The 13,535-nt window shown below is 33.7% G+C and carries 15 protein-coding genes, 1 tRNA gene and 1 other RNA gene; 16 read left to right on the plus strand and 1 reads right to left on the minus strand.

The window, feature by feature from the left end; genetic code table 11:
• The first annotated feature begins 719 nt into the window (after positions 1-719).
• From IJE64_RS08160 to IJE64_RS08190, 7 genes are all read left to right on the plus strand, one after another.
• Entirely contained in the window at positions 720-848 is a 129-nt protein-coding gene (locus IJE64_RS08160; protein WP_292784589.1) for a hypothetical protein, read from the plus strand.
• Between the two features lie 302 nt (positions 849-1,150).
• The gene (locus tag IJE64_RS08165) at positions 1,151-2,959 is read left to right on the plus strand and encodes a zinc-ribbon domain-containing protein (protein WP_292784591.1); all 1,809 of its coding nucleotides are present in this window, start codon (positions 1,151-1,153) and stop codon (positions 2,957-2,959) included.
• Between the two features lie 425 nt (positions 2,960-3,384).
• Complete coding sequence (locus IJE64_RS08170; protein WP_292784593.1) at positions 3,385-3,531, plus strand: hypothetical protein; 147 nt, start codon at positions 3,385-3,387, stop codon at positions 3,529-3,531.
• A gap of 55 nt (positions 3,532-3,586) precedes the next feature.
• A complete protein-coding gene (locus IJE64_RS08175; RefSeq protein ID WP_292784596.1) occupies positions 3,587-5,197 on the plus strand; it encodes a HEAT repeat domain-containing protein in 1,611 nt (536 codons plus the stop codon).
• Positions 5,198-5,478: 281 nt separating this feature from the next.
• Complete coding sequence (locus tag IJE64_RS08180) at positions 5,479-5,634, plus strand: hypothetical protein (RefSeq protein ID WP_292784599.1); 156 nt, start codon at positions 5,479-5,481, stop codon at positions 5,632-5,634.
• Between the two features lie 83 nt (positions 5,635-5,717).
• Positions 5,718-6,632: a hypothetical protein gene (locus IJE64_RS08185; RefSeq protein ID WP_292784601.1), complete on the plus strand. Its 915-nt coding sequence runs from the start codon at positions 5,718-5,720 to the stop codon at positions 6,630-6,632.
• Between the two features lie 3 nt (positions 6,633-6,635).
• Entirely contained in the window at positions 6,636-7,058 is a 423-nt protein-coding gene (locus IJE64_RS08190) for a hypothetical protein (RefSeq protein ID WP_292784603.1), read from the plus strand.
• Here the strand turns inward: IJE64_RS08190 and IJE64_RS08195 are convergent.
• Positions 7,042-7,785, minus strand: a complete 744-nt coding sequence (locus tag IJE64_RS08195) for an archaeosine tRNA-ribosyltransferase (protein ID WP_292784605.1) — start codon at positions 7,783-7,785, stop codon at positions 7,042-7,044. The two genes, IJE64_RS08190 and IJE64_RS08195, sit on opposite strands and share 17 nt — an antisense overlap.
• A gap of 183 nt (positions 7,786-7,968) precedes the next feature.
• Here IJE64_RS08195 and hdrC point away from each other — a divergent pair, with 183 nt between their 5' ends.
• From hdrC to IJE64_RS08240, 9 genes are all read left to right on the plus strand, one after another.
• Positions 7,969-8,910, plus strand: a complete 942-nt coding sequence (gene hdrC, locus IJE64_RS08200) for a CoB--CoM heterodisulfide reductase subunit C (protein ID WP_292784608.1) — start codon at positions 7,969-7,971, stop codon at positions 8,908-8,910.
• A gap of 21 nt (positions 8,911-8,931) precedes the next feature.
• A complete protein-coding gene (gene hdrB, locus IJE64_RS08205; RefSeq protein ID WP_292784611.1) occupies positions 8,932-9,819 on the plus strand; it encodes a CoB--CoM heterodisulfide reductase subunit B in 888 nt (295 codons plus the stop codon).
• Between the two features lie 192 nt (positions 9,820-10,011).
• Positions 10,012-10,278 (plus strand): DUF749 domain-containing protein, encoded by a 267-nt coding sequence (locus tag IJE64_RS08210; protein ID WP_292784613.1) that lies wholly within the window; start codon positions 10,012-10,014, stop codon positions 10,276-10,278.
• The gene (locus IJE64_RS08215) at positions 10,275-10,808 is read left to right on the plus strand and encodes a DUF2096 domain-containing protein (protein WP_292784615.1); all 534 of its coding nucleotides are present in this window, start codon (positions 10,275-10,277) and stop codon (positions 10,806-10,808) included. Before IJE64_RS08210 ends, IJE64_RS08215 begins: the two co-directional genes overlap by 4 nt.
• 4 nt (positions 10,809-10,812) lie before the next feature.
• Positions 10,813-11,502: a metallophosphoesterase gene (locus IJE64_RS08220; protein WP_292784618.1), complete on the plus strand. Its 690-nt coding sequence runs from the start codon at positions 10,813-10,815 to the stop codon at positions 11,500-11,502.
• Positions 11,503-11,609: 107 nt separating this feature from the next.
• Positions 11,610-12,521, plus strand: a complete 912-nt coding sequence (locus tag IJE64_RS08225; RefSeq protein ID WP_292784620.1) for a 2-phosphoglycerate kinase — start codon at positions 11,610-11,612, stop codon at positions 12,519-12,521.
• The gene (locus tag IJE64_RS08230) at positions 12,502-12,891 is read left to right on the plus strand and encodes a CBS domain-containing protein (protein ID WP_292784624.1); all 390 of its coding nucleotides are present in this window, start codon (positions 12,502-12,504) and stop codon (positions 12,889-12,891) included. Before IJE64_RS08225 ends, IJE64_RS08230 begins: the two co-directional genes overlap by 20 nt.
• A gap of 175 nt (positions 12,892-13,066) precedes the next feature.
• Positions 13,067-13,382, plus strand: an RNA gene (gene ffs / locus IJE64_RS08235) — signal recognition particle sRNA.
• 62 nt (positions 13,383-13,444) lie between these two features.
• Positions 13,445-13,528: transfer RNA gene (locus IJE64_RS08240), tRNA-Ser, on the plus strand.
• The last annotated feature ends 7 nt before the right edge of the window (positions 13,529-13,535 follow it).

Genomic DNA, 13,535 nt, shown 5'->3' on the forward strand with positions numbered 1-13,535 from the left:
ATAATCAGAAGCCTGAGAAATCGTTTCACCTTGATATACCATACTTATGACAAGCAATTTACGATACATGTCATAAGAATCTTTGTATTCTTTCATTACATCTTTAATTTCATCCAATTCAAGATGTCCTGCAATTTTTTTTGCTTCGTTCAACCATGAATATAACTTTGTATTTCATATGGTATAAACTTTTCGAGAAAAACTATAATTAAAATTTTATCAAAGCATACATAAATATATAGTGATAGAATTTTGGGTGCAAAAAAATTTTAAACTCATTAATACATTTACGCCAGCCATCACCTATTCAAAACCTACTTTTCTAAAAACATTGCATATTTAAAATGATATTTTCCGCGTTACATTCAACCTAACGATACAAGACCTTCAGTATCTGCGACATCAGCTGCAACTGCCGCCAATTACAAGCCATCATATATCATGCGCTAATTCAGAAGGAGGTAATATCTTTTTGGCTGAAATTTCGGCACAAGATAAACAGTATATTGTCATGTCTTTGTGAGGAATTGAAAAAGTAGGCCCGCTGTTGGAAGGTTAAAAATTGATCTTTCACATCTAACATCTAACGGAAAATGCATATGCGAATATGATATTTGTTTTAAATTTATTAAATATCACACTAAAATGCATTTTAACATATAAAAATGACCTGTAAAGACACTAGAACGTTTATTAACTAGTGTGTACAATCTATTTGTATGTCTAAAAACAAGCGTGTTACAATAAGCATCAATAATGACATTGACTTGAATTTTAGAAGAATAGCCTCCAGCAAGATGCTCTTCAAGACTGGATGGTATTCTATCTTGAAACCTACCACTATCTAAAATTGTAATACATTTTTTTATAGTTATTATTACTAATTTTGGTTGGTTTTCAATATTTTTGTGCGTTAATTATTGGTGTGGATAGGAACTTTTTTTATAAATTTAAAGCATGTAACGGTTTAAATAATCGATTCTTTTAACTCCTGCCCCGAATGCTCATGCCTCCTGCAATCTTGCGAAGGCAAAATCGTGGATGGTTGCATTCATGCTTCCACGTATATATGCAACAATGCATTTACGATAAAAATTTTAAGTAGTGGAGGCAGACATAGTAACAAGAATAATATTTAGGTGTGTTTTTTATGATTACATGTCCTTCTTGTGGAAAAAGTAACTCTGATGATAATAAGTTTTGTGTCAACTGCGGAAGCAGCTTGAAAAATGTCATGAATAAATCAGTGAAATTTTGCCCGAATTGCGGGCATCAAAATATTTCGAGCACTATTTTTTGTGTAAACTGTGGAAATAAATTAGACCAGTCCCAATTCAATGCTTATAATGCCACACAATCAAAACCTGCCTATAATGTTCAACAGAAGAATTCTAAAGGTTTATTTGGTAGATTTAAAACACCAAAATGGCAAAATAAAGATTGGAAAGTAAGGCGTGATGCAGTTAAAGAATTATATGAAATGGGCATATTGGTAGAAATAGCTAAAAATGATTCTTGTGCACATGTTCGTGAGGAAGCAATTAAAAAGATTAATGATGAATACATTTTGAGAGATATTGCATGTAATGATGAATCGAAATCTATTCGTTTAATGGCAATAAATAAAATTAATGATGAATACATTTTGAGAGATATTGCATGTAATGATGAATCGAAATCTATTTGTTTAACAGCAATAAATAAAATTAATAATCAGTCTATTTTAGCGGATATTGCTAAGAATGCTCATGATGGAGATACTCGTGAATATGCTTTCAAACGTATCAATGATGAGTCTGCTCTAGTTGATATTGCCAAAAACGCTGTAGATGATGTTGCTTTGAAAGCATGTAATAAGATTAGTGATGAATCTGTTTTAATCGATATCGCTAAGAACACTCATAATGCATCTGTTGGTTTAAATATTCTCAGTAATATTGGTAATAACCCTAGTGATAGGTCTATTTTAATGGATATTGCAAAAAATGCAGTAGATGATGATGTTCGTTTGAATGCAGTTAAAAAAATCAGAATTAAAAAGATTGATGAGAATTTTGTTTTAGAGGATATTGCTAAAAATGATTCAAATAGTGATGTCCGGACTGCAGCTGTTGAGAAGATTAATGACACTTCTATTTTAATCGACTTTGCTAAAAATGATTCAAATAGTGATGTCAGAGCCGGTGCTGTTGAAAAAATTAATGATGATTCAGTTTTATTAGATATAGCTAAGCATGATAGTGATGGAGATGTTCGTTTAAAAGCGATTAAAAGAATTAACTTTAGAAAAATTAATGAAGATACATTTTTAATAGATTTGGCTAAAAATGATTCGAATAGTAATATTCGTTTGGAGGCAGTTAAGAAGGTTAGGGATGAGTCTGTTTTAGGTTATGTTGCTAAGAATGATTCTGTTAGTGATGTTCGTAAGGCAGCGGTTAAAAAGGTTAATGATAAGTCTGTTTTAGAGTATGTTGCTGAAAATGATTCTGACAGATATGTTCGTGATGAGGCTATAAAGAAGATTAAAATTTTAATTAGAAACATGGATGATGAATCCACATTAATTGATATTGCTAAAAATGTTCATTCTGTTAGTGTTCGCGAAGCTGTGGTTAAAAAGATTAATGATGAATCTGTTTTAGCAGATATTGCTAAAAATGATGATTATTGGCAGGTTCGTGAAGCAGCTGTCAAAAAAATTAGGGATGAAAAGGTTTTAATTGATATTGCTAAAAACGATAGTGATTATAAGGTTCGTGAGGCGGCCGTTAAAAATACTCGTTTAAAAAATAGAGATGCTTTGTTGTATATTGTAAAACATGATTCTTATCATGAGAGGGTTGAAGAAAGAAATTCATATGATTTCAGTACTTATAAAAAAGTGTATCCTGTTCGAAAAGCAGCTAATGAAAAATTAGGTGGCAAATATTGGGAATATTGTTGGGAAGAAGATTAAATTTACTCCTCCTATTATATTATTTTCATTTTAAGAATACCACATTCACATTAATGCCTCCTGTTGTTAATATTTGCATTGAAAACATTCTATCTTAACTATGCAATCCCAAAACTCCCCAGTTTCGTGTCGGCTTGCAGTCATTCATTCCCTTCTGTTGCAATTGCCCATTATTATTATTCAATAAACCTAATATAAGATTAAAATCCTAACGGCCAAATTTCATTTCTGAAGTTACCTTCCCCCAACCAAATAGTTGGGAGGATATCTCCGACTCTTAAGCACCAAAAGCCCATTCCGCAAGATTTTGTTTCGCTACAATTGAACGTTATCACTGGTCTGTTGCAATTCCTGCCAGAAGGTTGTAATGACCTGTCATCAGGTGCAATAATATTGAAAGAAGGTCCTGTTTAAATGAATAGTTGATGATTGCAATTAAGATGATGGGGGCTGACCTTCAGAATCTGCAATCGCAGCTACAAAAGCAACTAATCATGATGGAAGATGTATGCAGCAAGGCAATTACGATAAAAATTTTAAGTAGTGGCGACTTAAACTGCACAGTTAAATAGGTAGTTATTTATGCATAGGAAAAGATAACTTTTTTTATAACTAAGGTGATTTAGGATGGGACTTGGTGATTTATTCAGACCTAAATACAAAAACAGTGATTGGCTTAAAAGATGTGATGCAGTAAAAGTATTGGATGATTCCAAAATATTGGTGGAAATTGCAAAAAATGATGAGAATCGTGTCGTTCGTTCAAAAGCAATACAAAGAATAGGAGCTATTGGAATTGATGATGTTGATGAGGAATTTATTTTAATGGAACTTGCTAAAAAGTTTAGTGACCATAATATTCGTATTAAAGCGGTTAAAAAGATTGATGATGAATCCGCTTTGCTGGATATTGTTTGTGAAAAATCACATGAGGATTCAAGTCTTGAAGCAGTTAAAAAGATTAGTGATGAATCAATGTTAATATCTGCCGCACGACGTACCTCTTATAGTAGTGTTCGTGTTGATGCGATTAAAAGAATAAATGATGAATCTTTTTTATCGGAAGTTGCAACAGCCAGAAAACTCATAACCACTTTATGCAAGGATAAGAAGGCACGTATTGAAGCTATTAAAAAGATTAATGATGAGTATTATTTGAATCGTATTCTTGAAAAGGACCATGATAAAGATATTTGCAGAGAAGCTAAAAATAGGCTTAAGCAATTAAATCCTAAATCTGTTAACTTGATAACTAAAAATGATTTACGTGAAATTGATGATGAATCTTTATTGAAAGACATATCTATAAACGCTAAGGATAAAATTGTTTGTAGGGCAGCTGTTAAAAAAATTAGTGATGAATATATTTTAGCAGACATTGCTAGTAATGGCCGTGACAATGATGTTCGAAAAATAGCTATTGAAAAGATTAGTGATGAGTCTGTTTTAGCGGATGTTGCTAAAAATGCATTTTACTATGATATTAAGATTATTGCTCTTGAGAAGATTAGTGATGAGTCTGTTTTAGCAGATGTTGCTAAAAATGCTAAAGATAGCACTATTCGTGAAAAAGCCATTAGAGGGGTTAGTGATGAATCTGTTTTAAAATCTATTGCTAAAAATGATTCTGATAAACATGTTCGTAGGGAAGCTGTTGAAAAAATTAGTGATGAATCTGTTTTAAAATCTATTGCTAAAAATGACTCTTATGAGTATGTTCGTTTTGAAGCTGTTAGAAAAATTAGTGATGAATCTTTTTTAGTAGATGTTGCTAAGAATGATGAGGATTATTCCGTTTGTGAAATGGCTGTTATAAAAATTAGTGATGAGTCTGTTTTAGCGGATGTTGCTAAAAATGCTAAAATGAATATTGTTCGTAAAGATGCTATGGAAAGGATTAATGATGAATCAGTATTAATTAATTGTGTAAGAAATGGTAATTATGGTGCTGTATCGAAGAGTGTTGTTTATAAGATTTCTGATGAGTCTGTTTTATTCAATATTGCCATAAGGGCTAAAGACGATTTTGCGCGTAGTGCTGCAATTGAAAAAATTGAAAATCCAAAATTGCTCAATAAAATCATCATTCAATTACCTGAAAATGACCAAGCATGGTGGTTTTGTCGTGTCCAAAACGAGAATGCACTATCTCCTAATGCTAAAGATAAATTGTATCGCATTAGAAATAGGATTAGAGAAGGTAAAATAAAATCTGATGATAATTTTTTCAATCGTTAATTATTATTTGTATGCATATTATAAACTGTCTAATTCAGCAAGTTTGCCTCCCCCAACCAAAACACTAGGAAGGCAATTTTACGACATTTAAGTGGCAAAATTCACATTCGCAAGATTTTGCTACAATAGAACTAATTTTGTTGATTTGTTGAAAAATCATGTCAGATTAACCTTTTCATTTTTCCCATTCTACAAAAAAACTTCAATATTCATTTATTCATCCTAAAATGCCCCAATTAGACACTAGAATGTTTATTAACTAGCATGTACAATCTTATTGTATGTCTAAAAACAAGCGTGTTACAATCAGCATCAATAATGACATTGACTTGAATTTTAGAAAGATTGCCTCCAGCAAGATGCTCTTCAAGACTGGATGGTATTCAAAGGCAATTGAAGAGGCGATGTTGTTATGGATTGAAAAAGAGAATCGGTAAAATTTTTTTCTCTTTTTTTCTTTTTTTACATTAACTATTTAAATAAAACTTGACTATTTATTAATATAGAGTGGGTGTTAATAATGGAAAGTGATGAATTTAGAACTGTTAGAGTTTATACTAAAAAATACAGCAGTAAAGACAAAGACGGCAATAAGGTTGAAAAGGAATCTCAACAAAAACAGGTCAGTCTTAAAAAAGAAGATCCATTTGAAGATAATGAATTGGTTAAGGTTTTAGCACAAGAAGAGTATGAAAATTTGGTGGGAAACCAATTTTCTGAAGAAAAACTTGAGGAATTCGACCAGATAATCCAGAAAAAGGATGGCGAAATTGCCAATTTGCAGGAGCAGATTCAGACTCTCAAGGCTTCATTTTTCGATGATGTCGATTCTCTTAAAGAGCAGATTTCAGATAAGGAAGAGCTAATCAAGGCTAAGGATGAGATTCATGAGCTCAACAAGAAGATTACCAAAATCGATGATGAAAGGGTAGCTATTTTTAAGGAACTTGACTATAAAAACAAGATGATTCTGGCTTACAACGTTGAACTCAACAAATCCATTTTGAATGCCATTAATGTGGTAATCGATGAGGCCAGGGACAACATCAACAGAAGGAATGCCATGCTTGTTGAAGATTTGGAAAGGTCAATTGAAAAATCCAAGCATGAGGTAAACGAAAAGAATAAAGCCATAGCGTATGATATAAAGACAACTGTCGCTGACATGAATGAGCAGATCAGAAATACAAGCACCCTTAAAATGATACTCAACAAGAAGAACATCAACTTGAGGGTACCGACTGACGATTTGCTCAAGCCTTTTGACTTTGACTTTGATGTGGAGCAGCTGCTTTCAGGACAGGCATTGGAGCTTGACGCTTCCGAAATCCTAAAGGAAGTAATGCCAAAACTTCCAGAACCATTTTCCAAATATATTGACACTTTAGAGGAAGCCCCTGAAACCATCGATGTTTCATCTAAAAATGAGGAATAGCCAATGAGAACGTTCAATACAGGCAAAGTCACATTTGAATATCCTGACGTGTGGGAAGTGGAGAAAGCGGATATCCTATCCAACCCTGACTGCATTGCAACATTGTCCAAAGGCCAGGATAACCTGATTAATGCGGTAATGTTTCCGACCCATACCAATCTTGATGACTACAAGATTTTCATGGAGGATGCAATCTCAGATGATGGTGGGGTGATTATCGCTTCTGATTTTGTACAGATTGCTGGAAAGGATGCAATTAAGCTTCATGCAAACATGGACACTCCCGAAATTAATTTTGATATTCATACATATGTCTTCATTGAAAATAATGACATTTACATTTTTGAGCTTAGGACCCTTGACGTTTCAGGCGAATCGGAAAGGGAATTCAGGAACATGATTGATACTTTTAAAATAATTGCGTAAACTCAAGCAGATAGTCCATTGAAGTTCTGTCAAGGAACTTTAAGGTTGAGATGTTTTGGGGTGTGGTTCCGGACCTCTCCTCAACAAGGTTTCTCAATGACCTGTTTTTCATGTGTGCACGGATCTCTTTAATGACGAATTCCATATTTTCAAGATTCTTTTCTTCCAGCTCCTTTTGAGATATGTCCTCATAGATGGGGTATGTATCCAATTCATATGCCTTTGTTGGGGTTTGCAGTATGTTTAGATGACTGTAGTAATTTGCAGAATCTGCTAAAAATCCATCAATTCCCATATACGCTAATATCGGCATGAATGAGAGTTCAGCAAATGGAAAGATAAAGTAGCTGCTTTTTTTGGCTTCCTTTTTTAGGGATATGATTACATCAACAAGTTCTCTTGGATTGGTCAGGAGTGCATCTCCGTTGGCTATTATGAATCCGTTGTATCCGATTTCCTCAAGCCGTTTTAAGCAATCGATTCTCAAATCGATGTATTTGGACCCTTGGATGATGGCAATGTCGCATTCATCGACGTTTTCTTTTGCAAGTTTCAGTGTTTCTTTAACGTTGAATTCTGCTATTTCACGGTCAATGTTATAGGAGGATCCTTCACTTGGAGCTATTTTCATTTCATTTTTATGGAATATTTTTGGTGTGGTTTTCCCATCAATTTTACCTATTCTTCCAGGTCCGTCATGTGATTTGATTTCGAATTTTCTAATCATTTTCTCTTTCCTATCTGTTGTTGGTTAAATATTAAATTTTTAGGTTAATATAAATTATTTTTTTCATGTAATCTTTTAGATTACACCTACGAAAAATTTAGTAACCTTTATATATAGTCTTTTAATAGAATATTATTATGGATTTGAGGAAATAATCCGATGATTTTCCGAGGTGTGTTTTCAATGTCTATTATAAATCGTCTAAAATCTCTATTTACTGGAGAAAAGGATAAGGAAGAAAAAGACATCAGTAATGATGTATCAAACACATCTGATGATGTCCAAGTTACATCTTCACAAACTGTACAAGATGACATCGTTTCTGGTACTAAAACTACTGTTCCTAGAGAAACAGCAGCTGAACCAGAAGGCGATAAAGATTTAACTTTTAAAAGTGACATCGAAACTTTAGAAGAAGAAGCTCCTAAAGAAGCTCCTGAAGAAATTGTGGAAGAAGTTGAAGAAACTTCTGTTGAAGAAGCTCCTGAAGAGGTTGAAGAGGCTTCTGAAGAAAATGTCGAAGAAGTTAAAGAAGATACAAATAAAAAAGATACAAAGAGAGATACTATGACTTTATTGACTGATAAAGAATTATTAACTGATAGTAATCGTGATCCAGATTTCACTGCTGAATTCATTGACGCAGGTATTGAAACTGTAAAACACTGTTTCCAATGTGGTACATGCAGTGGTAGTTGTCCATCTGGAAGAAGAACTCCGTACAAAGTAAGACAAATTGTCAGAAAATGTTTACTCGGTTTAAAAGAAGAAGTAATCACTGACGATGCTTTATGGATGTGTACTACTTGTTACACTTGCCAAGAAAGATGTCTTAGAAGTGTTAAAATTGTAGAAATTATCAAAAAAGCACGTAACATTGCAGCTCATGCAGGATACATGGCAAAACCTCACAAAATGACTGGAGTATTTGTAATGAACACTGGACATGGTGTACCAATCAACGATGCTACCAAAGCATTAAGAACTAAAATTGGCCTTCCAGAAATTCCACCAACAACTCATGCTTATCCAGAAGCATTAGCTGAAGTACAAAAAATCTGTAAGATCACTGGATTCGATGATTTAATCGGTTACGATGAAGCAACCGGCGGATTAAAAGAATAGATTTATGAGGAGAGTTATAATATGGAAATTGCATACTTCTTAGGTTGTATTATGAACAACCGTTATCCTGGTGTTGAAAAAGCTACCAGAAAATTATTTGAAGCATTAGATATTGAATTAAAAGACATGGAAGGAGCATCTTGTTGTCCTGCTCCTGGTGTATTCGGTTCTTTTGATGAAGAAACCTGGGCTACTATTGCAGCTCGTAACTTAACTCTTGCTGAAGACATCGGCGCTGACATCATGACCGAATGTAACGGATGTTTCGGTTCATTGTTCGAATGTAACCACATGTTGAAAGAAAGTGAAGAGAAAAAAGCTGAAATTAACGCTAACTTAGCTGAAATCGGCAGAGAATACAAAGGAACTGTTGAAGTAAAACACTTCGCTCAAATCTTAAGAGACGATGTAGGATTTGAAAAATTAGCATCCTTAATCGAAAAACCTTTAGACTTAAACGTTGCTGTTCACTACGGTTGCCACTTCTTGAAACCTACTGCAACTATCGGCATTGAAGATAACGCTGAAAACCCAGCTATCTTAGATGATCTTGTAGAAATCACTGGTGCTAAATCAGTTGACTACAAAGACAAAATGATGTGCTGCGGTGCAGGTGGAGGTTTAAGATCCAGAGACCTTGATGTAACTACTAGCTTCACTAAAGAAAAACTCGATCACATGACCGAAGCTGGTGTAGATGCAATCGTTAACGTATGTCCATTCTGTCACTTACAATTTGACCAAGGTCAAGTTGAAGTAAATGAAAAATACGGAACAGACTTTGCATTACCTGTATTCCACTTAGCTCAATTATATGGATTAGCTATGGGATTATCAGCTGAAGAGTTAACCTTCGATGCTCAAAGAATTGATGCAACTCCTGCAATCAAAAAAGCATTAGGTGAATAAATTTAAGGATTTCTAATCCTTTTATTTTTTATTTTTTAGGCATTGAAAAGACATTTTGGATAGTTATCATCTAATGATAACCTTTTTTTTATCTTATTTTTTTTAGTTTCAATCTTTACGAACAAATGGCAATTACATTTATATATCATTAATAAGAAAAGATAAACTATTAACATACTATGAGGTGTAATTATGTTTGTAGCAACATTAGATGGTATTTTCAAATATTCTGACCTTCCAGAAGAATATGAGCCATATGTACAATTTAAAGCAACTATTGATAAAAGAGAACTTAAACCAAGCGATGAAATTGCAATTTTAAATATTGCAGGTACTTCAACTCATCATGTTTTATTCTTAGATTCATATCAAAATACTAGTGAAATTGAAAAAGAGTTAAAAGACGCAGATGCAAAAATCAATCACACTACCTTAAAAATCATAGGTGGACATTTATGAGCTTGCCCTCAGAACAGAATTGGTTAGTTCTCAATCATCTCATTACTGATTTGAATAAAAAAGGATATGATGTTCCTAGTGGAATTAACCCTGAGATGGGATTGATAAGATCGTCCATAAGTTCTTATAAAAGAGACCCTTCCCATCCAGAATTGATTAATGAGTTGGCTAAAGCTGAAATGTCTTTAAACAATATTCAAGGAACTCTTTTAACAATAGCCGAAGAGGAAGGGGATGAATATGTTGATCACTGGCTTGATTTATTGAAAAGGGTCATGAAAGGTGAAGAAGTATTCGAATTCGCTAAATCCCGTTCAAAGTTCCTAGCCAACACTCCTCCTGGCTTAATCACTGGCAGAATAACATTGGCTGACCCATTGGCTGAAGAAAGAGTTCAAGAAATAGCGGAATGGAACGGTCTCATCATTGAATTTGAAGATGATACTACAATTCAATTGCATGGAGATAAACCTGACCTTAAGGTAGGCTTAAGGGAGATGGGATCTTTCTTTTTAGAACAACAAGGATGATAATATGACTAAAATTTTAGCAATAAGTGATGTTCACGGTGAAGAAAACGAAAATTTATATTCTTATCTAAATAATAATGACATTGATTTGGTTCTGGTATTGGGAGATATCACTGACTTCGGACCATTGGACTTCGCTACCACATTTTTAGAAAAGGTGGCTGATTGTGGTGTTGATGTTATAGCCATTCCAGGTAACTGTGACCCGAAAGGTATCTGCAATGCCATTAATGAAGTGTCTTTCTGTTTGCATAACAATATCATTGCTTACGGCGATGCGATACTGTTTGGATATGGCGGGTCTAATGAAACTCCATTCAACACTCCCGGTGAAATCCAGGACAACAAGATTTACGGGGATGTCTTTGAATTGTTGGCAAACTATGACTATGTTTACAATGATAAGGTCCCTAAAGTGAGAATATTGGTTACACATGCTCCACCTTTCAATACTGAAGCTGATAAGATGGATAATGGGGAACATGTTGGCAGTCAAGGAATTTTGAAGTCAATTCATGAATTCGAACCTGAAATTAATGTATGTGGCCATATTCATGAAGCAAAATCCGTTAGTAAAATTGGAATAACTACAGATGTAGCAAATCCTGGAATGCTTAAGGATAATGGAGCTGTCTTAATTGACATTAAAGATGGTTCTAATTATGATATAAGCTTAGTTTCTTTAGATGAATAGATATTCATCTTAATCTTCTTTTTTTTACCCAAAATCAAATAACAACTTTTATTTAATATTAACTTATAAATATTGTATCGTAAATGTAAACTGCATGGAGTCTTAATATGATTTGGGTTACTGGTGATGTGGATGGTAAATTGTATAAGGAACCTTTTTCTAAAGGAATTCTTGCTCGTTCACTGAATGTTGCAGATATTGGTTTTCTAAGAGCTCATGAAATAGCTAGTGATATTGAAGATGAGTTGATTAGAAATGATGTCAGTGAAATTTCCAATTCGCAATTGGCCAATGTAGTTTTAAATCATTTGGAAAGTGTAGATTCCAATATAGCTAAAAAATATCAAAATTGGAGATTACTTAGAAATTCTAAAAAGCCTCTTATCATTTTAATTGGAGGCGCTTCTGGTGTTGGAACATCTTCAATGGCTTTTGAACTTGCTAGCCGTTTAAGATTAAAGAATCTCATAAGTACGGACATGATTCGTGAAGTGATGCGCAAAATCGTTTCAAAAGATTTAAGCCCGGTCATTCACAAGTCCAGTTTCGATGCCTATGAGAGTATCAGGACACCATCAATTAGGATAGATTCTGTTATCGAAGGTTTTGTTAGTCATGTTGATGTTGTAAATGTCGGCATTGAAGCTATTATCGAGAGATCTGTTAAAGAGGGCATCAGCACTATCATTGAAGGGGTTCATGTTGTCCCAGGGTTCATTAGGAAAGATTTAATGGACGATAATAATATCATAATTTTCACGATAACTGTCGATGACGAAGAATCCCACAAGCAAAGATTCTATGCAAGATGTAGGCAGCCTTGGGTAAAAAGGTCCCTTGATAGATATATGGAAAATTTTGAAGCAATTCGAAAGACACAACAATTTTTGGTTGAACAAGCAAAAATTCATGATTCTCGCATAATTAACAATGTGGATATTAATAAGACCATAGATATTATGGTTGATGATATTCTTGAAGAATTTGGAGGAACAGAGAATGTTGAACAAAAAAGTTAAGGAAATCATGACCACTGATGTAATTACAACCACTTCAGACATTGATGTTGTATATGCATTTGAAAAATTGATGAAACATAAGATTAGTTCTCTTCCAGTTGTTGAAGATGATAAACTAGTTGGCATTATAACTGCAACCGATGTAGGTCATAATTTGATTTTGGATAAATATGAATTGGGAACAACTGTTGATGAAATAATGATAAAATCTGTAATTACTATTTCTCCTGAAGATAGTATCGAAACAGCAATTAAAGTCATGAAAGAAGGTAATTCTTCTTCAAGCATATTGAATCAACTCCCTGTTGTTGAAGATGGAAAATTAATGGGTATTATTTCAGATGGAGATATCATTCAAGAAATATTTTAAATTTACTCATTACTATTTTCTATTTTTATTTTTTAGCTATTTTTATAAAGTTACTATAATTTTGATTTTTTCTAGAAAATCGAATTTTTTGATTATTTTTTCAATTACTGTAATTAAATCTTTTTCCAGTAATGCCTTTTTGCTAACATTTATATAAGATTAAAATCATATATTATTAGTGGCTAGACTGGAGGGTTAGGGGTCCTCTGTAAGCACACACCCCCTTTGGTGCGGTCGAAGTTCAAAAGGCGGCTTTTTGAGAGAATATAAGCCTAGAAAAACAACATAGAAACCTCGTCCTACAGGATTGGTGGTGGTGAAGTTTTTACTGGAGGGTAAAAATTAGTCATCTTTAGTATAGGAACGGGTCAGGCCCGGAAGGGAGCAGCTTTACTATTAACATTTCAATGCTTGTAGAATCCCGGGGTGGAGTTGGCTTTTTTAGATCACTTATATTTTTGAGATTAGTCCACTTTTGAACATGCCATTTATAATAATAATTAAGTTTATAAATAAGTATTTACAGATAATTTAATATACTGTTTTTTAACATGTCGGGATGGCCCAGCCTGGTACGGCGTCGGACTGCTAATCCGATGGTCTTATGACCACCCGGGTTCAAATCCCGGTCCCGGCGTTTTTAA

This window comes from Methanobrevibacter sp. (assembly GCF_017409525.1).
Classification (GTDB): domain Archaea; phylum Methanobacteriota; class Methanobacteria; order Methanobacteriales; family Methanobacteriaceae; genus Methanocatella.